Origin of the sequence: Pseudomonas sp. R9.37 (assembly GCF_963878885.1) — a bacterium.
Classification (GTDB): Bacteria; Pseudomonadota; Gammaproteobacteria; order Pseudomonadales; family Pseudomonadaceae; genus Aquipseudomonas.
The window spans coordinates 224,402-244,575 of sequence record NZ_CAWNZA010000022.1; the positions used below are offsets into that span (position 1 = coordinate 224,402).

Here is a 20,174-nt window from a genome sequence, read left to right on the forward strand (position 1 = left end):
CACACTATTAGGGCGAATGATGGCTGTCAAAACAAATATTGACATGGTGTCAATTATGCGTGAGGGGTTGTCCAGCGGTCAGGGCGTGAAGTACAAGCGCCTGTCCGATGTGATGGAACGGGGCATCCTTGAAGGCTTGATTGAACCCGGACGAAAACTGCCGCCCCATCGGGTGCTTTCCGACAATCTGGGTGTGACCATCGGCACTATCAGCCGGGCCTACGGCGAACTGGAACGCCTCGGGTTGGTGGTGGCGCGAGTGGGTGACGGCACTTTCGTGCGCAAGCGTGGGATGGAGCGCCAGCGTGATGAAGGTTTTCGCAACGTCAGCGAGGAGCCGCGCCATTACTTCGACATGAGCCGTAACATGCATATTCCTGGTCAGGAGACGGTGTTTCTGGCCCAGAGCTTCCAAACGTTGTCGACCAACGCCAAGTTTCTCCAGGACATCAGCGCCTACACCCCGGATGCCGGTTTGCCGCGCTACCGTGAGGCCGGGGCGCAGTGGCTGGTGCAGCGTGATTTTCATCCGATTCCCGAACAGGTCATCTGCGTCAACGGCGGTCAGCATGGCCTGCTGTGCGCGATGATGGCATTGCTGCGAGCGGGCGATACGGTGGTCACCGAACAGCTGACCTATCCAGGGCTGATCACGGCCGCGCGCATGCTCGGCGTGCGCCTGATCGGCCTGGAGATGGATGAAGAAGGCGTGCTGCCGGGCGCGCTGGATGAAGTCTGTCGTAATCACCGGGTGTCGGCGTTGTATTGCACGCCCACCATCCAGAACCCGACCACGGCGGTATTGTCGGTCGCGCGCCGGGAAGCGTTGGTCAAGGTGTGTCGCGAGCACAATCTGCTGATTCTGGAAGACGAAGCCCACGGCGTATTGGTAGAAGATCGGCCGCCGCCCCTCAGCCATTTCGCGCCTGAACGTACGATTTTGATCAGTAGCCTGAGCAAGGCGGTGTCCGCAGGTTTGCGGGTGGGCTATGTGCACGCGCCACCGGCGCTGGTCAGCCGTATTTCGGCGGCCTTGCGCTCGACGTGCTGGATGGCCACGCCAGTCACCCTGGAGCTGGCGACCCAGTGGATCGAAAACGGCACGGCGGAATACCTGCTACGTCAGCAGATCAACGAGATCAGCCGCCGCAAAGCCCTGGTGCGCGACCTGCTGACCGGCCTTGAGTACCGCACCCACCTCAACAGTCCGCATTTTTGGATTGAAGTGCCGGAGCCATGGCGCGCGTCGGAAATCGAAGCGGAACTCAAGCAGAATAATTACCTGATCGCCACGGCCGAGGCCTTTGCCGTAGGGCAAACGGCGGTGCCGCAGTTTATTCGGGCGAGTATCTGTAATACGTCGGGTGACGATCAATTGTTGCGGGCGGGGTTTGATGCGCTGGCGACGGCGTTGGGGCAGGGGGGTGGCCGGTTTCACCTGTAGGCCGGTTTACCGCGTTATCGTTCATCGCAGGCAAGCCAGCCCCCACACGGGAATGCATGCAAATGTGGGAGCTGGCTTGCCTGCAAAGGGGCCGGCCCAGGCAACCCAGTTATTTGAATCGGCGCTCCACGCCTTTTTCCACCAGAATCTTCGCCGAAATCTCTTCCACCGAAAAATGCGTGGAATTGATGTGCGCAATATTCTCGCGGCGGAACAGATTTTCCACCTCGCGCACTTCGAATTCGCACTGTGCGTAGCTGGAATAGCGGCTATTGGGCTTGCGTTCGTTACGAATCGCCGTGAGGCGGTCCGGGTCGATGGTCAGACCGAACAGCTTGTGCTGGTGCGCGCGCAGGGCGGCCGGCAGCGTCAGGTGTTCCATGTCGTCTTCGGTCAGCGGGTAATTGGCCGCGCGGATACCGAACTGCATGGCCATATACAGGCACGTCGGGGTTTTACCGCAGCGGGACACACCCACCAGGATCAAATCGGCCTTGTCATAATAATGAGTGCGGGCGCCGTCATCGTTGTCGAGGGCAAAGTTTACCGCCTCGATACGCTCCATATAGTTGGAGTTGTGGCCAATGGAATGGGACTTTCCTACTGAATAGGAGGAGTGTTCACTCAACTCCTGTTCCAGGGGCGCCAGGAACGTGGAGAAGATGTCGATCATGAAACCATTGGAGGTGGCGAGGATCTCACGGATGTCTTGATTGACGATGGTGTCGAAAATGATCGGGCGAAAACCGTCTTTTTCAGCCGCCAGATTGATTTGTTGTACCATGGCCCGCGCTTTATCCACGCTGTCGATATAGGGCCGCGTGAATTTGGCGAAGGTAATGTTTTCGAACTGCGCGAGCAGGCTCTGACCCAATGTTTCGGCTGTGATGCCGGTGCCGTCGGAGATAAAGAAAGCAGATCGTTTCATTTGAGCCCTGGGCCTTAAGCTGATGGCGAATCTTGGATATGATAGGCGCGATTTTGCCGTCCCGCAGTGGGCCGCATTCTCACTTATTTTCCAGGTCCAGGCCACAAGCGCTGGCGTTTGCTCCTACTGAGCCGCCGGCGTCCTGAGCTTTTCCAACACAGAAAGTGGAGAGATCACCTTGGTAGAGTACGTAGTTTCCCTCGATAAGCTCGGCGTCCATGATGTAGAGCATGTGGGGGGCAAGAACGCATCCCTCGGCGAGATGATCAGTAATCTTGCAGGCGCTGGTGTCTCGGTGCCCGGTGGTTTCGCCACCACGGCCCAGGCTTACCGCGACTTCCTCGAGCTGAGCGGCCTCAACGCCCAGATCCACGCCGCGCTGGACGCCCTGGACGTCGATGACGTCAACGCCCTGGCCAAGACCGGTGCCCAGATCCGTCAATGGATCATGGACGCCGAGTTCCCCGAGAAGCTCAACGAAGAAATCCGTACCGCCTTCGCTACATTGTCGGCCGGCAACCCGGACATGGCCGTCGCCGTGCGCTCTTCGGCCACCGCCGAAGATTTGCCAGACGCCTCCTTTGCCGGTCAGCAGGAAACCTTCCTGAATATCCGCGGCGTCGAAAACGTGATCCGCGCGGCCAAGGAAGTATTTGCCTCCCTCTTTAACGATCGCGCCATTTCCTACCGCGTACACCAGGGTTTCGACCACAAGCTGGTGGCCCTGTCTGCCGGTGTGCAGCGCATGGTGCGTTCGGAAACCGGCACCGCCGGCGTGATGTTCACCCTGGACACCGAATCCGGTTTCCGTGACGTGGTGTTCATCACCGGCGCCTACGGCCTGGGCGAAACCGTCGTTCAAGGCGCGGTGAACCCGGACGAATTTTACGTACACAAACACACGCTTGAGGCCGGTCGCCCGGCGATCCTGCGCCGCAACCTGGGCAGCAAGGCCATCAAGATGATCTACGGCGACGAGGCCAAGGCCGGTCGCTCGGTAAAAACCGTTGAAGTGGACAAGGCCGAGCGCGCGCGTTTCTGCCTGACCGACGCTGAGGTCAGCGAGTTGGCCAAACAAGCGATGATCATCGAAAAGCACTACAAGTGCCCGATGGACATCGAGTGGGCCAAAGACGGTGATGACGGCAAGCTGTACATCGTGCAGGCGCGTCCTGAAACCGTGAAAAGCCGCACCTCTGCCAACGTTATGGAACGCTATCTGCTGAAAGAAACCGGCACCGTGCTGGTGGAAGGTCGTGCCATCGGCCAGCGCATCGGCGCCGGCAAGGTGCGGATCATCAAGGACGTGTCCGAGATGGACAAAGTCCAGCCGGGCGACGTGCTGGTGTCCGACATGACCGACCCGGACTGGGAGCCGGTGATGAAGCGCGCCAGCGCCATCGTCACCAACCGTGGCGGGCGCACTTGCCACGCGGCGATCATCGCCCGCGAGCTGGGTATTCCGGCAGTGGTGGGCTGCGGCAACGCGACCCAACTGTTGAAAGACGGCCAGGGCGTGACCGTATCCTGCGCTGAAGGCGACACTGGTTTCATCTTTGAAGGTGAGCTGGGCTTCGACATCAAGCAAAACTCCATCGATGCCATGCCGGACCTGCCGTTCAAGATCATGATGAACGTCGGCAACCCGGACCGCGCCTTTGATTTTGCGCAGTTGCCGAACGCCGGTGTGGGCCTGGCCCGCCTGGAATTCATCATCAACCGCATGATCGGCGTGCACCCCAAGGCTCTGCTGAACTACGACGGCCTGCCGCTGGACATCAAGGAAAGCGTCGACAAGCGCATCGCCGGCTACAACGATCCGGTGGGCTTCTACGTCGAGAAACTGGTGGAAGGCATCAGCACCCTGGCGGCGGCGTTCTACCCGAAAAAGGTGATCGTGCGGCTGTCGGACTTCAAGTCCAACGAATACGCCAACCTGATCGGCGGCAAGCTCTACGAGCCGGAAGAAGAAAACCCGATGCTGGGCTTCCGTGGTGCCTCGCGCTACATCAGCGAGGCCTTCCGCGATTGCTTCGAGCTTGAGTGCCGTGCTCTCAAGCGCGTGCGCAATGAGATGGGCCTGACCAACGTCGAGATCATGGTGCCGTTCGTGCGTACCTTGGGCGAAGCGAGCCAAGTGGTCGACCTGCTCGCAGAAAACGGCCTGAGCCGTGGTGAAAACGGCCTGCGTGTCATCATGATGTGCGAGCTGCCGTCCAACGCCATTTTGGCCGAAGAGTTCCTGGAGTTCTTCGACGGTTTCTCCATTGGCTCCAACGATCTGACTCAGCTGACCCTGGGCCTGGACCGTGACTCGGGGATCATCGCCCACCTGTTCGATGAGCGTAACCCTGCGGTCAAGAAGCTGCTGGCCAACGCCATCCAGGCCTGTAACAAGGCCGGCAAGTACATCGGCATCTGCGGCCAGGGCCCTTCCGACCACCCGGACCTGGCCAAATGGCTGATGGAACAGGGTATCGAGAGCGTCTCGCTGAACCCCGATTCCGTGTTGGAAACCTGGTTCTTCCTGGCGGAAGGGCAAGCGTCCGCCTAAGGTCGTGACTTAAAAAGTGCCGGTCACTCCCAAAGGGTGACCGGCATTCTTATCTGTGCAGGGCGGAACTCCTTCCGGACGCCGCCCTTTTTTGTGCAAGAGCATTATGCAAAGCAGCAGCAACCTGTTTCCCGTCGCCCTGATCAGTGCTGAACGTCGCGGCGACCTGAGTGAAGACGTGTACCGCCTCAAACCCGGCAACAGCCCCGACGGTACCGTCGAGCTGGCCGTAACGCGTTTGGGCCTGGCCGATGTCCCGGAAAACCGGGGCACGCCGGTAATTTTATTGCACGGTAGTTTTTCCAACCGGCGTTTCTGGTACTCGCCCAAAGGCATCGGTTTGGGCGCCTATCTGGCGCGCCAGGGCTTTGATGTGTGGATTGCGGAAATGCGCGGGCATGGCTTGTCCAAGCGCAACCATGACTACGCGAGCAATCGCGTTGCCGACTACGCGCGTTACGATTTGCCGGCCATCGGCGCGTTTGTGCGTGAGCAATGTGCACAAATCCCGCACTGGATCGGGCATTCCCTGGGCGGTACCGCACTGGCTGCAGCCCTAGGCGGGCAGTACCTGGGGGCGCCAGCGGTGGCCTCGGTGGCGTTGTTTGGTTGCCAGGTCAGCCGTACCCACTGGCCGTTGAAAATTCCCCCGGTGGAGTGGACCGCTCGTGTGCTCCTGAAACGTTTTGGCGAGGTGTCCGGCGCGCGGCTTAAGCGTGGTCCGGAGGATGAGCCTGCGGGCGTGATGATCGAAGCCATGCGTTGGAACGGCCTGTTCGGTCGCTTTGGCGATGGGAAACAGGATTGGTGGAAGGGCCTCGCGGAAGTCGATGTGCCGTTGTTGGCGGTGAGTGCCGCCGGTGACCAGCAGGACCCGGATTGGGCGTGCCGCAAGTTGTTCGAGCAAGTCGGCTCCGAGCACCGCCAATACTTGTGTCTGGGTCGCCAGCAAGGCTTCAGCGGGGATTTCGGGCATGTCGAGATGTTGGTCAGCAAAGCCGCTCAAGCCGAGGTATGGCCAATGGTAGCGCGGTGGTTGAACGATCCACTGACACCCTTGGCCGGGGCGCACCCGCAGGTACTGGCGGCTGTTTGATCAAGCGCTCTGCCAAGGGCGTTTCACTCGTGTGCGGTTGCGGCTAAGATATGACGCGTTAAACGCTTCTGGTCATATTCAGTCGCGCAGTCGCTATTGCGTTGCGACGAAGTGAGTCCGATCATGGCCGCCGCCAACCGGTGAACCGTTAAAGATTGCCTGTTGCGACACGTTTTTCTGATGTACACCGTGGGATGTTCGACCTCTTCTTTGATGACAGGAGTTTCTCGATGAACCATTACGTGACGCCCGATCTGTGCGATGCCTACCCGGAGCTGGTGCAGGTGGTTGAGCCGATGTTCAGTAATTTCGGTGGCCGGGATTCCTTTGGCGGCGAGATCGTCACCATCAAATGCTTCGAGGACAACTCCCTGGTCAAGGAACAGGCCGATCAGCCGGGCGCCGGCAAGGTGCTGGTGGTCGACGGTGGTGGTTCGCTGCGTCGCGCGTTGCTCGGTGACATGATTGCCGAGAAAGCCGCAAAGAACGGGTGGGAAGGGCTGGTGATCTATGGCTGCATCCGGGATGTCGATGTCATTGCCCAAACCGATCTGGGCGTGCAGGCGCTGGCAACTCACCCGATGAAGACCGACAAGCGCGGCATTGGCGACCTGAACGTGGCAGTGACCTTCGCCGGCGTGACGTTCCGCCCCGGTGAGTACATCTATGCGGACAATAACGGCGTGATCGTCTCGCCCAGCCCGCTGACAATGCCTGAATAAACTGCTGTAGCCGATAGGGGTGAGGATGTTCGAGGAAGAAAACGCGCAATGGGGGCTGGTGCATGCCCTGGTGCTGGACGGTAAAGGCGGTGCGCGTTCGATTGCCCGGACTGAGCTCGACGACTTGCAACTGCAGCCTCAGGAAAGCCTGTGGCTGCATTGGGATCGCAGCCATCCGCAGACCCAGACCTGGCTGCGTAAATCCAGCGGCTTGAGCGAGTTTGCCTGCGACTTGCTGCTGGAGGAAAATACCCGTCCGCGCCTGTTGCCGCTCCCCGAAGCCCAATTGCTGCTGTTTCTGCGCGGGGTCAACCTGAACCCGGGCGCCGAACCGGAAGACATGGTGTCGGTGCGTATCTTCGCAGCGGCCGATCGCGTGATTTCCTTGCGCCTGCGTCCGCTGCGCGCCACGGATGAGTTGCTGGTGCAACTGGCGGAGGGGAAAGGGCCGAAAACCGCTTCGGAACTCATCCTTTATATGGCGCAGTACCTGACCAACAAAGTGCAGGATCTGGTTACCGACCTGTCTGAAGTTGTCGATATCGAAGAAGAAAAACTGGATGCCGACGAACGGTATACTCCGGAACATGGCAGCGTCCTGCAGATCCGTCGGCGCGCGGCAGGGCTCAAACGTTTTCTCGCCCCTCAGCGAGATATTTTTGCCCAACTGACGCGAACCAAATTGCCATGGTTTTGTGATGACGATGCTGACTACTGGAACGAATTACACAACAGCCTCACGCGTTACCTGGAAGAGCTCGAATTGGCTCGAGAGCGCGTGGGGCTTGTGCTTGAGACCGAAGACCGGCGATTGAGCCTGCGGATGAATCGCACCATGTACCGCTTCGGTATCATCACCGGGATTTTTTTGCCGATGAGTTTTCTCACCGGTTTGCTGGGTATAAATGTGGGCGGTATTCCGTTCTCCGCCAGCCCCTACGGATTCATGATTGCGTGCCTGATGATGGTGGCCGTCGCGTTGGGACAATGGTGGCTGTTTCGACGATTGCGCTGGGTTTGACCTGAATATGACCTGAACGTAGTAGGGGGTATATGTGACCCCAGGAAATTAACCCTCGTCTTTTAAATCACTTGCGAGAGGTCTTTATGCACGATCCGTTCGAACAGTCTTTGCGTGACATGCTTAATGCTTCGCCGTCCAACCGTGACGACGACGCCTGCCTGGGTCGCGTGTTGAAAACCGCCAACCGTCAGGTCGGTGCGGGAGATCTGTTCGGGCTGCTCGGTCGCTGGCTGCCGGCGCTGATGATGGCTCTGAACAATGGTTCGGCCCATGTATCGCCGGTTTCCCGTCGAAAACCTCTTGCTCGCACTGCTGATAAGGCTGATTGAATATGGAACTTGATCTCTGGACCCAGAGCCTGGTCACTGCGATGACTGCATTGTGGACCAAGGTGGCGAATTTCATTCCCAACCTGTTTGGTGCTCTGGTTTTGGTCTTGCTGGGCTTTGTCGTGGCCAAGCTGCTCGACACCCTGCTGTCCAAATTGCTTGCAAAACTGGGCCTGGACCGCTTGATGGCAGGCACGGGCCTGACCAAGCTGTTGGGTCGTGCGGGGCTGCAAGTGCCGATCTCGACCCTCATCGGGAAGATCGTTTACTGGTTCGTTTTACTTATTTTTCTGGTTTCTGCTGCTCAGTCCCTTGGACTTGAGCGAGTTTCAGCTACGCTCGACATGCTGGCGCTGTATTTGCCGAAAGTTTTCGGTGGCGCGCTGGTGCTGCTCGTAGGCGTTTTACTGGCACAACTGGCCAATGGGCTGGTGCGCGGCGCCGCTGAAGGCGTGGGGCTGGACTATGCTGCGGGCCTGGGGCGGATCGCTCAGGGGCTGGTGATCATCATCAGTATTTCCGTTGCGATCAGCCAGCTCGAGGTCAAAACTGACCTGCTCAACCATGTGATTGTGATTGTTTTGATTACCGTTGGTCTGGCCGTTGCGCTGGCCATGGGGTTGGGAAGCCGGGAAATTGCCGGTCAGATTCTTGCGGGAATCTATGTGCGTGAGCTGTATCAGGTGGGGCAACAGGTGCGTGTGGGCGAGGTCGAAGGGCAAATCGAGGAGATCGGCACAGTCAAGACGACCGTGCTGACCGATGACGGTGAGCTGGTATCGCTGTCCAATCGGATTCTCCTGGAGCAGCAGGTCAGTAGCCGCTAATCCGGCAAACCCTGCTAATGTACGCCGCCGCAAACCCGGGTAACCGGGCTGCAGCGGACATTGACCTGACTGCCGGCACGACTTGTTTTGAATAAAGCCCAAACGCTGTCCACGCGCTATGACCCCCGTGAGCTCTCTGATGAGGAGTTGGTCGCGCGCGCACACACGGAGCTGTTTCACGTAACACGCGCGTACGAAGAATTGATGCGCAGATATCAACGCACTCTGTTCAACGTTTGTTCAAGGTATTTAGGGAACGATAGAGATGCGGACGATGTCTGTCAGGAAGTGATGCTCAAGGTGCTGTATGGCCTGAAGAACTTCGAGGGCAAATCGAAGTTCAAGACATGGCTCTACAGCATCACGTACAACGAGTGCATCACGCAGTATCGTAAGGAGCGGCGAAAGCGTCGGTTGATGGACGCTTTGAGTCTGGACCCCCTTGAGGAAGCGTCTGAAGAAAAGGCGCCAGCACCCGAGGAAAAGGGCGGACTTGATCGCTGGTTGGTGCATGTGAACCCAATTGACCGCGAAATTTTGGTGCTACGATTTGTCGCAGAGCTGGAGTTTCAGGAAATTGCTGACATCATGCACATGGGTTTGAGTGCTACAAAAATGCGTTACAAGCGTGCTCTTGATAAATTACGTGAGAAATTTGCGGGCGAGACTGAAACTTAGTGCGTGGCAAATATCTCTTACGTGTAGGCAAGTTCTGTTAGACTTGTCGCCGAGTTGTCCCCCGGTTTGTGGGACTGCTTTACAATCACCAGATGGGGATTTAACGGATGAAACTGAAAAACACCTTGGGCTTTGCCATTGGTTCTCTTATTGCTGCCACTTCTTTCGGCGCTCTGGCACAAGGCCAAGGCGCAGTTGAAGGCCAGCTGTTCTACAAGAAGCAGTACAACGATAGCGTTAAGCACATCGAAGACGGCTTCAACCCTGGCGCAAGCATCGGTTACTTCTTGACCGACGACGTGTCGATCAACCTGAACTACGACACCACCAACCACACCCGTTCGAACGACGGTACTGGCAGCCAGAAGATCAAAGGTGACACTGGCAGCGTGACTGCTCAGTACCACTTCGGTCAGGCTGGTGTTGACTCCCTGCGTCCATACGTTGAAGGTGGTTTCGGTCACCAGAGCCGTACCAACGTTGAAGTTGACGGCCACAAAGGTCGCGACCAGTCCACTCTGGCTATCGCTGGCGCTGGTGTGAAGTACTACTTCACCAACAACCTGTTCGCACGTGCCGGTGTTGAGTCCGACTACAACCTGGACAACGGCAAGTGGGATTACTCCGCACTGGTTGGCCTGGGCGTAAACTTCGGCGGTAACGCTGGCGCAGTAGCTCCAGCTCCTACCCCAGCACCAGCTCCAGAGCCAACTCCAGAGCCAGAAGCTCCAGTTGCTCAGGTTGTTCGTGTTGAGCTGGACGTGAAGTTCGACTTCGACAAGTCGGTTGTTAAGCCTAACAGCTACGGCGACGTGAAAAACCTCGCTGACTTCATGAAACAGTACCCACAAACCACCACCGTTGTTGAAGGTCACACTGACTCCGTCGGTCCTGACGCTTACAACCAGAAGCTGTCCCAGCGTCGTGCTGACGCGGTCAAGCAAGTTCTGGTCAAAGACGGTATTGCTCCTAACCGTGTAAGCTCGGTTGGTTATGGCAAATCCCGCCCAGTTGCTGACAACGCAACTGAAGCTGGCCGTGCTATCAACCGTCGCGTAGAAGCCTCGGTAGAAGCTCAAGCTGCTCAGTAATTACTGAGTGGTAAAAAAAAGCCCGGCTTAGGCCGGGCTTTTTTTCGTCTGGCGTTTGCTTCAAGCGCTGGCGGATACGGCCACGCATGCCGCCTGTGCAGCCGCGGCGACACTGCCGATGACCAGGATTGCCGGGCTCTTCAAGTCGAACGCCCGCGCATCCTTGTGCATTTGCCCCAACGTGCTACGGCATTCTCGCTGTTGAGGCAGCGATGCGTTTTCGATCATCGCCACCGGCATATCCTCTGCCATGGCGCCCTCCAGCAGCTGCTGACGGATCTCCTCCAGCTTCGCCACGCCCATGTACACCACCAACGTCGTCCCGCTTTCGGCCAGTGCACGCCAGTTCAGGCTGCTGTTGTCCTGGGTATGCGCCGTAACCAGCGTTACACCGCGACTGACCCCGCGCAACGTCAGCGGGATATCGCAGTTTGTCGCACCGGCCAGGCCCGCCGTGATCCCGTTGACCAACTCCACGTCCACGCCACGTTCGCGCAACCACATCGCTTCTTCGCCGCCACGCCCGAAAATGCACGGGTCACCACCTTTTAATCGCACCACGCATTTGCCTTGCCGGGCATAACGCAGCATCAGGCGATGGATAAAATCCTGTGGCGTCGAACGGCAGCCACCGCGTTTGCCTACGCTGATAATCCGCGCGTCAAGGCAGTGTTCCAGCACAGCCGGGTTGACCAGGTCATCAATCAACACCACGTCGGCCTCATGGAGCGCCCGCACCGCCTTCAGGGTCAGCAGTTCAGGATCACCGGGCCCCGCACCCACCAGCCAGACTTTTGCGCTCATGTTTTTCCCTCACACACTGATTGCGATTGGCTGCGGGTTGCTGGCCAAAAGACGTTTGATTTCCGGTACGCACGAGCCGCATTGCGTGCCGCAGCCCAGCGCCTGTTTGAGCCCGTTAAGGTCCAGGCCGCGAGTGATGCCTGCGCACACGGCGTTTTCGCTGACGTTCTTGCAGTTGCACACAATCTTGCCGCTGGCTGCCGCACCGCCCGGTGGCGCGCTGAGCGGTGCCAGCAGCCAGCGTCGCAATTGATCGTCAGTGCGGCCTTCCAGCCAAAGGCTTTGCAGCCAATGCCGAGCCAGGGTTTCGCCGGCCAAGCGCAACGCGGTAATCCGGCCTTGTTCGATTTTTACGCGTTTACCGATCGAGCGGCGCGGGTCGTCATACGCCATCACAGGACCGTCGTTGAGCCCCAGCAAGGCGTCGATACGCGTCAGCAGTTGCAGGTCGGGCGCCTCGGTGTGTGCCGCGCGCACCACCAGTGCCGGCCGTTCGCGCCCTGCCAGGCTGAGGCTCACGTAGGCAAAGCCCTCGCACAGTGGGCGCAGTGCCTCGACGTGTTGCTGCACATCGCCTTCGATCAACGCAAACAGCTGCCACGGCAGTTGCACAGCCTCCAGTCGCACACCGCTGTGTTTGAGTTCCGGTTGTTTCGACAAAGGGTCGAAGGCTGGCTGGGTCAACGTATTTACGCCCCCCTTGAGAAAACGGTCACCCCAATGCATTGGCAGGAACGCTTGCCCGGGGCGCACGCTGTCATCACTGTTGATGGCAACAATCACGCTGCCGCGACGGCTCTTGAGGTTGACCAGGTCACCGTCCTTGAAGCGATGGCGGCGCAACTCATCCGGGTGCAGGCTCAGCAGTGCTTCGTTCACATGCCCAAACAACTGGGCTGCAGTACCTGTGCGACTCATGCCGTGCCATTGATCACGCAGGCGGCCGGTGATCAGCGTCAGCGGGAAGCGTGCGTCGCGCTGCTCTTTGGCGGCGCGGTAGGGGTCGGCAACAAAGTGCGCGCGGCCGCTCTCGGTGGGGAACACGCCGTCGGTGTACAGGCGCGCAGTTCCAGATTGCGCGCCTGTGGGAAACGGCCATTGCTGCGGACCCATCTGATCGAGCAGGGCATGGCTGATGCCCGTCAGGTCAAGGTCGCGGTTGCGGGTCAGCAGTTTGTACTCATCAAAGATCTGCGAGGGGTGTTCAAAGGCGAAAAGACCCGGTTTTCCGGGACAAAGACGTCTCTCCAGGCGCTGGGCAAAATCCACAGTGATTGCCCAATCCGGACGCGCCTCCCCAGGTGGGGCGATGGCCCGTCGAACGTGGGAAATGCGCCGTTCAGAGTTGGTCACCGTGCCTTCTTTCTCGCCCCAACTGGCCGCTGGCAACAGCAGGTCAGCGAAACGGGCCGTCTCGGTTGTACGAAAAGCCTCCTGTAGCACCACGAAAGGGCACGTATCCAAGGCCATGCGCACGGTGTTCTGGTCGGGCAAAGATTGGGCCGGGTTGGTGCAGGCGATCCACAAGGCCTTGATCTTGCCGGCCTGTACCTGTTCAAACAGTTCGATGGCTGTCAGCCCGGTGCTGGCTGGCAGTTGTTCAACACCCCAATACGCGGCCACTTCGGCCCGATGTTCCGGGTTGGCCGCCTCGCGATGGCCGGGTAGCAAATTCGACAAGCTGCCGGTCTCGCGCCCACCCATCGCATTCGGCTGGCCCGTCAGGGAAAACGGCCCGCAACCCGCTCGGCCAAGCGTGCCGGTGGCCAGGTGCAAGTTGATCAGCGCGCTGTTCTTGGCGCTGCCGGCGGTGGATTGGTTGAGCCCCATGCACCACAGCGACAGAAAACTGCTGGAGGTGCCGACCCATTCGGCGCACAGGCGCAGCTGTTCGACGCTGATTCCGCACAGCTGCGTGACCATTTGCGGCGTGTAGTCATGCACCAGCCGTTTCAGCTCGGCCAGCCCATCGGTATGCGCCTGGATGAAGTCTCGGTCGATCCAGTCTTCCCACAACAACAGATGCAAAATCCCGTGGAATAACGCCACATCCGTCCCAGGCAGGATGGCCAGGTGCAGGTCAGCCAAATCGCAGGTGTCCGTGCGGCGTGGGTCGATCACCAGCACTTTCATCTGCGGGCGCCGCGCTTTGGCTTCCTCAAGGCGTCGGAACAATACCGGGTGGGCGTAGGCCATGTTGCTGCCGACGATCATTACGCAGTCGCTGCACTCCAGGTCTTCATAACTGCACGGCGGCGCATCGGCGCCCAGGCTGCGCTTGTAGCCCACCACTGCCGAGGACATGCACAGCCGCGAGTTGCTGTCGATGTTGTTGGTGCCGACCAGCGCGCGCGCGAGCTTGTTGAAGCTGTAGTAGTCCTCGGTCAGCAATTGCCCGGAAATGTAGAACGCCACGCTGTCCGGCCCGTGTTCGCTGATGGTCTCGGCGAACACGTTGGCCGCGTGCTCCAGTGCGGTTTCCCAGTCGGTGCGTGCTCGCGCCAAGCCTTTGCCCAGACGCAGCTCCGGGTACAACGCGCGGGCCGCCAGGTCGCCGGTCAGGTGCAGACTTGAGCCTTTGCTGCACAACTTGCCGAAGTTCGCCGGGTGGTTCGGGTCGCCTTGTACGCCGAGGATCTGCGCGCCGTCGTGCTCGATCAGCACGCCGCAACCCACCCCGCAATAACAGCAGGTGGACGCGGTGACCTGGCGGTTCATCAACCCGCGTCCCGCAGGGCCAACATGACCCGGCCGTTTTCCACGCGGGCGGGGTGATGGTGCGCGCAGCCGATGTCCGGTGCCTGGGCTTCGCCGGATGCCAGATCAATCTGCCAGTTGTGCAGCGGGCAGGCCACGCGCTTGCCGTAGATCAGGCCTTGGGACAACGGACCGCCCTTGTGCGGGCAGCGGTCATCGAGGGCGAACACTTCGTCATCACTGGTGCGAAAAATCGCGATATCACCTTTGGGCCCATTGATGATTCGCGAGCCCAGGGCGTTGATTTCATCGAGTGCGCAGATATCCAGCCAGTTCATACCGAGACCTCCAGCTGTTTGACGGGGATGACCTCGAATTCCTTTTTCAGCAGCGGCTGTTCCAGGCGTTCTTTCCAAGGGTCTTGTTCGAACGACAGCGAAAACTGCAGACGCTCGTTGAGGGCTTGGCGGCGAGCCGGGTCTTCCAGTACGGCCTTCTTGATGTGCTCCATGCCCACGCGTTGCAGGTAATGCACGGTGCGCTCGAGGTAGAAGGCTTCTTCGCGGTAAAGCTGTAGGAAGGCGCCGTTGTATTCACGGACTTCTTCGGCGGTTTTCAGCTTGACGAAGAACTCCGCGACTTCGGTTTTGATCCCGCCGTTGCCGCCGATGTACATCTCCCAGCCGGAGTCCACGCCGATGATGCCCACGTCCTTGATGCCGGCTTCCGAGCAATTGCGTGGGCAACCGGACACCGCCAACTTGACCTTGTGCGGCGACCACATATTGAACAGGTCATGCTCCAGCTCAATGCCCAGCTGCGTCGAATTCTGCGTGCCAAAACGGCAGAACTCACTGCCGACGCAGGTCTTCACGGTGCGGATGGATTTGCCATAGGCGTGACCGGAAGGCATGTCGAGGTCCTTCCAAACCCCTGGCAGGTCCTGTTTCTTGATACCCAGCAGGTCGATGCGTTGACCGCCGGTGACCTTGACCATCGGCACGTTGTACTTGTCGGCCACGTCGGCAATACGCCGCAGCTCTGACGGATTGGTCACACCGCCCCACATCCTCGGTACTACGGAGTAGGTGCCGTCTTTCTGAATATTGGCGTGGGCACGTTCGTTGATCAGGCGCGATTGCGGATCATCCCTGGCTTCGCCCGGCCAGGTGGAAATCAGGTAGTAGTTGAGGGCCGGGCGGCAGGTGGCGCAGCCGTTGGGCGTGCGCCAGTTCAAGTACCTCATGGTGCCGGCGATGGTCAGCAAGTGCTGATCGCGGATGGCCTGGCGGATTTGCCCGTGGTTGAGGTCGCTGCAACCGCAGATCGCTTTTTCGCTCTTCGGTTTGACGTCCGCGGCACCGCCAACGGTATTGATCAGGATCTGTTCCACCAGCCCGGCGCAGGAGCCACAGGAGCTGGCGGCCTTGGTGTGCTTCTTGACCTCGTCAACGCTGAACAGCCCGTGTGCCTGGATGGCCTTGACGATGGTGCCCTTGCATACGCCGTTGCAACCGCAGACTTCGGCGTTGTCGGCCATGCTCATGGCCTTGTCCTGGCCTTGATGGCCGACATCGCCTAATGCGTTTTCGCCGAACATCAGGTGGTCGCGGATCTCGCCTATCGCATGGTTCTCACGGATCTGACGGAAATACCAGCCGCCGTCAGCGGTATCGCCGTACAGGCAGGCACCGACCAGGATGTCGTCCTTGATCACCAGTTTTTTGTACACGCCGCCAATTGGGTCGCTGAGGGTGATGGTTTCGGTGCCTTCGCCGCCCATAAAGTCGCCGGCGGAGAACAGGTCGATACCGGTGACCTTCAATTTGGTTGAGGTGACCGAGCCCTTGTAGGTGGCAAAGCCCAGCTGCGCCAGGTGATTGGCGCAGACTTTGGCTTGCTCGAACAGTGGCGCAACCAGGCCATAGGCGATGCCACGATGGCTGGCGCATTCGCCGATGGCATAAATGCGTGGGTCGTAGGTCTGCAAGGTGTCGTTGACCAGAATCCCGCGGTTGCACGGGATGCCGGATTTTTCTGCGAGTTCGGTGTTGGGGCGAATGCCGGCAGCCATCACCACCAGGTCAGCGGGGATGACGTCGCCATTCTTGAATTGCACCGAGCCGACGCGGCCGTTGCCGGCGTCGTGCAGTGCCTGGGTCTGTTCACGCAGACGAAACACCAGGCCACGGCTTTCCAGTTCGGTTTGCAGCAATTGGCCGCTGGTCTTGTCCAGTTGCCGCTCCAACAGCCATTCGCCGATATGCACCACGGTCACGTGCATGCCGCGTAGCATCAGGCCGTTGGCGGCCTCCAGGCCGAGCAGGCCACCGCCGATCACAACAGCATGCGTGTGGGTCTTGGCGGTGTCGATCATGGCCTGAGTGTCGGCGATGTCGCGGTAGCCGATCACGCCCTGCAAGGTGTTACCGGGGATCGGCAGGATAAACGGCGTCGAACCGGTGGCGATCAGCAGGCGATCGTATTCGGCTGTGGTGCCGTCTTCGGCGATGACCAGGCGTTTGACACGGTCGATCTGCACCACTTTGCGGTTGAGCAACAGCTTGATGTGGTTATCCAGGTACCAGTCGAGATCGTTGAGCACGATCTCTTCGAACGTTTGCTCGCCGGCCAGCACCGGCGACAGCAGAATGCGGTTGTAGTTGGTGTGGGGCTCGGCGCCGAACACGGTGATGTCGTACAGGTCGCTGCTCAGTTTGAGCAATTCTTCAAGGGTGCGAACCCCGGCCATGCCGTTGCCGATCATCACCAATTTGAGTTTTTTCATGTCGTTCTCCGCAATGGCTCGACCAATTACGCGCAAACAAAAAAAGGCGTCCCCGCTAGTGATCTAGCGAGGACGCCTTTGTCCTGGTCCCGTTCTCTCGGGAAGCTCGCCCTTCGACGTTGAAGGGGCGGCTGTATGTGTGTTGTTGGGGAGGCTAATGCAGTGGCTGTGCCAAGTTGGCCAGCCTGCAGGTTTATTGGGGCTTTGAGTCAAAGCCGCCTGGGGATTTGCCCTCTAGTGGTGCAACAGCCAGTACAGCAGCACCAGATTGACCAGCAGCGACACGGCGGCCAGGCTTTGCCAGACCTTGAGCGGTTCGCGCTCCAGCAAGGGCCGTGGTCGCACGCTCAATTCACGGCGGTCGGCCTGCTCCAGCACCAGCAGCCATTCTTCGGCGGTTTCATAACGTTGCGCGGGTGAGGCCGCCACGGCGCGTTCCAGACTCAGTGGCAACCCGTCAGGCAGGTCGGGACGGTAGCGGCTGGCGCTGACGGGCTGGGCGAAACGCGGCCGTTGGAAAGCTTCGATTTCGCCGTAGGGATAATGCCCGGTCAGCAGGTAATACAAGGTAACGCCAACACTGTATAAATCCTGCTGCGGCGTAGGCCGCTCGCCGCTGAACGCTTCGGGTGCGATAAAACTTGGCGTGCCGGGCAGCAAATGAGCGCGGTCTTCGGAGAGCCCCGGGCAATAGGCCAGGCCAAAATCCAGCACGCGCAGTTCGCCATCGTCGCCCAGCAGCAGGTTTTCCGGCTTGATATCGCGGTGCAGGATTTGTCGCCGATGCAGCAGGCCCATCGCCCGCAGCAGCCGCTCGGCGATGAACTGCCACTGCGCCAGGGGCAATGGGCCCTGTTGCCGGAACAGTTCAGCAAGGGTTTGCCCCGGGTATTCGCGCATCACGTAGTACAGGTGCTGGCGCCCACTGGCCGCGTGAACTTCAGGAAACGCGCGCCCGGCAACCCGCCGCAAAAACCACTCTTCAGATAGCAGCGCTTGGCCGGCATCGCTGTCATCGTCGCGGTTGAGCGGCAAGGTTTTCAGCAGCCAGGGTTGTTGCTGGGCATCATGTACCCGGTACAGCAACGACTGTCGACTCTGCGCCAGCAGGCTTTCAACCTGCCAGCCTTCAAAGCGTTGCCCAGGTTTGAGCGAAGGGGGCAGCGGCCATTGCTGCAACTGCACCAGCGCATCGCCAAGGGTGGCGGCGCCGAGCTGGTCGATGCGCACCAGCAGGGCGCTGGCATTGTCCTGGCTGGCGGCCAGGTGCGCGGCGTTGACCAGCGTGTTGACCGCCACATCGAGGTCAGTTTGCTCGCGCAGGATCGCACTGATGCTGTGCTCACCCAAGGCGGCCCACACACCGTCGCTGAGCAATAAAAAACATTCGCCTGCGCGCAGTTCACCGTCGAGAAAATCCAGCACCAGGTGCTGGTCCAGACCGAGCGCGCGCTTGAGCACGTGCTGCATGCCCGGTTGTTCCCACACATGGTCTTCGCTGATGCGCTGCAACTCGCCGTCCAGCCAGCGATACACCCGGCAATCGCCGACATGCGCGAGGGTGAAACGTTGGCCGCGAAACACCAGTGCACTCAAGGTGGTCAGCAGCGGCTGGCCGCCGCCGTTGGCCTGCAACCAGCGATTCTGCGCCAGCAACAGACGCTCGAGCGCCTGGGCCACGCCCCAGGTTTGCGGCGTGGCGTAGTAGTCCAGCGCCAGCGCCTGCAAGGTCGAGCGCGCCGCCAGGCCGCCATCGGCGCATTGGCTGACGCCATCGGCGATGGCGCACAGGTAACCTTTACTCGCCGCCAGCTCCGCCACGGGGGTGACGACGCGCAGGGCGTCCTGGTTTTCGGCCCGAGGGCCAATGGCGCTGGCCTGCGCGACACTCAGTTGCAAGCCCATCAGACGCGTGCGGCGGTCACGGCAGCCGAACCCCAGGAGGTTCTCCAGCGACGTTTGACCCCGTGCAGGCCGAACCAGGCCAGCACGCCGAGGCTGGCGAACAGCCACAGGGCCATTTGATAGCTGCCGGTGCTTTGCTTGATCGCGCCCATGCCTGCCGCGAGGGCGAAGCCGCCGATCCCGCCGGCCATGCCGATCAGGCCGGTCATCACGCCGATCTCGCGGCGAAAACGCTGGGGTACCAGTTGAAACACCGCGCCATTGCCTGCGCCGAGGCCGAGCATGGTGCAGACGAAAAGTGCCAACGCAGCGTAAGAACTTGGCAGGTTGAAACCCACCGCTGCGATGCAGATCGCCGCCACGCTGTACATGCCGAGCAGGGTGCGAATCCCGCCGAAACGGTCCGCCAGGGCGCCACCCAACGGGCGCATCAGGCTGCCGCCAAACACACAGGCCGCGGTGTAGTAGCCAGCAGTCACCGGGCTCAAGCCGTATTGGTCGTTAAAGTAGCCGGGCAGGGCGCTGGCCAGGCCGATAAAGCCGCCGAACGTCACGCTGTAAAAGAACATGAACCACCAGCTGTCGCGGTCGCCCAGGGCTTTAAAGTAGTCGGCCATGGATTTGGCCTTCGGGCGTTCCGGGGCATTGCGCGCAAGCCAGGCGAAGACAACCAACGTGATGACCAATGGAATCAGCGCGAAGCCGAACACATTGCTCCAGCCAAACGCGGCGGCGAGTACCGGTGCCAGCAATGCAGCAAACACGGTGCCGGAGTTGCCGGCACCGGCGATGCCCATGGCCTTGCCCTGGTGTTCAGCGGGATACCACTGAGAGGCCAGCGGCAGGGCGACCGCAAACGAGGCGCCCGCCATGCCCAGGAACATGCCCAGCAGCAGGGCCTGCTCGTAACTGTGAATGCCCAGTTGCCAGGCGCCGAACAGTGCGGCAATCACAATGACCTGGCCGATCAGCCCGGCAGTTTTAGGCGACAGTTTGTCGGCCAGCATGCCCATCAGAAAACGCAGCACCGCGCCGGCCAGGATCGGCGTGGCCACTACCAGTCCGCGCTGTTGAGTGGTCAAGTGCAGGTCGGCGGCGATCTGCACCGCCAGCGGTCCCAACAGGTACCAGACCATGAAACTCAGGTCGAAATACAGGAACGCGGCAAACAGGGTCGGGGTGTGCCCGGATTTCCAGAAGCTTGATTTCATCACGCACCTCAACGGTTGGGGTCTTGTAAGAAGGCCAAGTGATGGGGCCGCCGGCTAAAGGCCACCCCACCGGCCC

General features: G+C 60.0%; 16 protein-coding genes. 9 read left to right on the forward strand and 7 right to left on the reverse strand.

The window, feature by feature from the left end; genetic code table 11:
* Nucleotides 1–19 precede the first annotated feature (19 nt).
* On the forward strand, nucleotides 20–1,444 hold the full coding sequence (locus tag AACU78_RS13295) for an aminotransferase-like domain-containing protein (RefSeq protein ID WP_106576709.1): 1,425 nt from the start codon (nucleotides 20–22) through the stop codon (nucleotides 1,442–1,444).
* Between the two features lie 109 nt (nucleotides 1,445–1,553).
* Here the strand turns inward: AACU78_RS13295 and ppsR are convergent, their stop codons facing one another.
* Nucleotides 1,554–2,372, reverse strand: coding sequence for a posphoenolpyruvate synthetase regulatory kinase/phosphorylase PpsR (gene ppsR / locus AACU78_RS13300; RefSeq protein WP_058412273.1), 819 nt, complete (start codon nucleotides 2,370–2,372; stop codon nucleotides 1,554–1,556).
* Nucleotides 2,373–2,550: 178 nt separating this feature from the next.
* Between ppsR and ppsA the strand changes: the two genes are divergently transcribed.
* The 8 genes from ppsA to AACU78_RS13340 all read left to right on the forward strand — a co-directional run bounded on the left by ppsA (nucleotide 2,551) and on the right by AACU78_RS13340 (nucleotide 10,693).
* Complete coding sequence (ppsA, locus tag AACU78_RS13305; protein WP_106576300.1) at nucleotides 2,551–4,926, forward strand: phosphoenolpyruvate synthase; 2,376 nt, start codon at nucleotides 2,551–2,553, stop codon at nucleotides 4,924–4,926.
* 106 nt (nucleotides 4,927–5,032) lie between these two features.
* Nucleotides 5,033–6,022 (forward strand): alpha/beta fold hydrolase, encoded by a 990-nt coding sequence (locus AACU78_RS13310; protein WP_106576301.1) that lies wholly within the window; start codon nucleotides 5,033–5,035, stop codon nucleotides 6,020–6,022.
* A gap of 230 nt (nucleotides 6,023–6,252) precedes the next feature.
* The gene (rraA, locus tag AACU78_RS13315) at nucleotides 6,253–6,744 is read left to right on the forward strand and encodes a ribonuclease E activity regulator RraA (RefSeq protein WP_106576302.1); all 492 of its coding nucleotides are present in this window, start codon (nucleotides 6,253–6,255) and stop codon (nucleotides 6,742–6,744) included.
* 25 nt (nucleotides 6,745–6,769) lie between these two features.
* On the forward strand, nucleotides 6,770–7,765 hold the full coding sequence (locus tag AACU78_RS13320) for a zinc transporter ZntB (RefSeq protein ID WP_106576303.1): 996 nt from the start codon (nucleotides 6,770–6,772) through the stop codon (nucleotides 7,763–7,765).
* A gap of 86 nt (nucleotides 7,766–7,851) precedes the next feature.
* Entirely contained in the window at nucleotides 7,852–8,097 is a 246-nt protein-coding gene (locus tag AACU78_RS13325) for a hypothetical protein (RefSeq protein ID WP_005790375.1), read from the forward strand.
* Between the two features lie 2 nt (nucleotides 8,098–8,099).
* The gene (locus AACU78_RS13330) at nucleotides 8,100–8,924 is read left to right on the forward strand and encodes a mechanosensitive ion channel family protein (protein WP_003193288.1); all 825 of its coding nucleotides are present in this window, start codon (nucleotides 8,100–8,102) and stop codon (nucleotides 8,922–8,924) included.
* 87 nt (nucleotides 8,925–9,011) lie between these two features.
* Nucleotides 9,012–9,602 (forward strand): RNA polymerase sigma factor SigX, encoded by a 591-nt coding sequence (gene sigX / locus AACU78_RS13335; protein ID WP_034120675.1) that lies wholly within the window; start codon nucleotides 9,012–9,014, stop codon nucleotides 9,600–9,602.
* A gap of 107 nt (nucleotides 9,603–9,709) precedes the next feature.
* On the forward strand, nucleotides 9,710–10,693 hold the full coding sequence (locus AACU78_RS13340; protein WP_106576304.1) for an OmpA family protein: 984 nt from the start codon (nucleotides 9,710–9,712) through the stop codon (nucleotides 10,691–10,693).
* 60 nt (nucleotides 10,694–10,753) lie between these two features.
* Here AACU78_RS13340 and cobA read toward each other — a convergent pair whose 3' ends face one another.
* The 6 genes from cobA to AACU78_RS13370 form a co-directional block, all read right to left on the reverse strand.
* Nucleotides 10,754–11,497 (reverse strand): uroporphyrinogen-III C-methyltransferase, encoded by a 744-nt coding sequence (cobA, locus tag AACU78_RS13345; RefSeq protein ID WP_106576305.1) that lies wholly within the window; start codon nucleotides 11,495–11,497, stop codon nucleotides 10,754–10,756.
* 9 nt (nucleotides 11,498–11,506) lie between these two features.
* The gene (locus AACU78_RS13350) at nucleotides 11,507–14,215 is read right to left on the reverse strand and encodes a nitrate reductase (RefSeq protein ID WP_106576306.1); all 2,709 of its coding nucleotides are present in this window, start codon (nucleotides 14,213–14,215) and stop codon (nucleotides 11,507–11,509) included.
* Entirely contained in the window at nucleotides 14,215–14,532 is a 318-nt protein-coding gene (gene nirD / locus AACU78_RS13355) for a nitrite reductase small subunit NirD (RefSeq protein ID WP_017134764.1), read from the reverse strand. Before nirD ends, AACU78_RS13350 begins: the two co-directional genes overlap by 1 nt.
* On the reverse strand, nucleotides 14,529–16,982 hold the full coding sequence (gene nirB, locus AACU78_RS13360; RefSeq protein ID WP_106576307.1) for a nitrite reductase large subunit NirB: 2,454 nt from the start codon (nucleotides 16,980–16,982) through the stop codon (nucleotides 14,529–14,531). Before nirB ends, nirD begins: the two co-directional genes overlap by 4 nt.
* A gap of 234 nt (nucleotides 16,983–17,216) precedes the next feature.
* Nucleotides 17,217–18,887 (reverse strand): bifunctional protein-serine/threonine kinase/phosphatase, encoded by a 1,671-nt coding sequence (locus AACU78_RS13365; protein ID WP_106576308.1) that lies wholly within the window; start codon nucleotides 18,885–18,887, stop codon nucleotides 17,217–17,219.
* Complete coding sequence (locus AACU78_RS13370) at nucleotides 18,887–20,098, reverse strand: nitrate/nitrite transporter (protein ID WP_106576309.1); 1,212 nt, start codon at nucleotides 20,096–20,098, stop codon at nucleotides 18,887–18,889. Before AACU78_RS13370 ends, AACU78_RS13365 begins: the two co-directional genes overlap by 1 nt.
* Nucleotides 20,099–20,174 lie beyond the last annotated feature (76 nt).

What these genes read in the sequence shown, in the direction of transcription:
- AACU78_RS13365 (WP_106576308.1), bottom strand. Translation starts at nt 18,887, where the DNA reads ATGGGCTTGCAACTGAGTGTCGCGCAGGCCAGCGCCATTGGCCCTCGG.
- AACU78_RS13320 (WP_106576303.1), top strand. Translation starts at nt 6,770, where the DNA reads ATGTTCGAGGAAGAAAACGCGCAATGGGGGCTGGTGCATGCCCTGGTG.
- AACU78_RS13310 (WP_106576301.1), top strand. Translation starts at nt 5,033, where the DNA reads ATGCAAAGCAGCAGCAACCTGTTTCCCGTCGCCCTGATCAGTGCTGAA.
- cobA (WP_106576305.1), bottom strand. Translation starts at nt 11,497, where the DNA reads ATGAGCGCAAAAGTCTGGCTGGTGGGTGCGGGGCCCGGTGATCCTGAA.
- AACU78_RS13370 (WP_106576309.1), bottom strand. Translation starts at nt 20,098, where the DNA reads ATGAAATCAAGCTTCTGGAAATCCGGGCACACCCCGACCCTGTTTGCC.
- rraA (WP_106576302.1), top strand. Translation starts at nt 6,253, where the DNA reads ATGAACCATTACGTGACGCCCGATCTGTGCGATGCCTACCCGGAGCTG.
- nirD (WP_017134764.1), bottom strand. Translation starts at nt 14,532, where the DNA reads ATGAACTGGCTGGATATCTGCGCACTCGATGAAATCAACGCCCTGGGC.
- AACU78_RS13340 (WP_106576304.1), top strand. Translation starts at nt 9,710, where the DNA reads ATGAAACTGAAAAACACCTTGGGCTTTGCCATTGGTTCTCTTATTGCT.
- AACU78_RS13295 (WP_106576709.1), top strand. Translation starts at nt 20, where the DNA reads ATGGCTGTCAAAACAAATATTGACATGGTGTCAATTATGCGTGAGGGG.
- nirB (WP_106576307.1), bottom strand. Translation starts at nt 16,982, where the DNA reads ATGAAAAAACTCAAATTGGTGATGATCGGCAACGGCATGGCCGGGGTT.
- AACU78_RS13325 (WP_005790375.1), top strand. Translation starts at nt 7,852, where the DNA reads ATGCACGATCCGTTCGAACAGTCTTTGCGTGACATGCTTAATGCTTCG.
- AACU78_RS13350 (WP_106576306.1), bottom strand. Translation starts at nt 14,215, where the DNA reads ATGAACCGCCAGGTCACCGCGTCCACCTGCTGTTATTGCGGGGTGGGT.
- ppsR (WP_058412273.1), bottom strand. Translation starts at nt 2,372, where the DNA reads ATGAAACGATCTGCTTTCTTTATCTCCGACGGCACCGGCATCACAGCC.
- AACU78_RS13330 (WP_003193288.1), top strand. Translation starts at nt 8,100, where the DNA reads ATGGAACTTGATCTCTGGACCCAGAGCCTGGTCACTGCGATGACTGCA.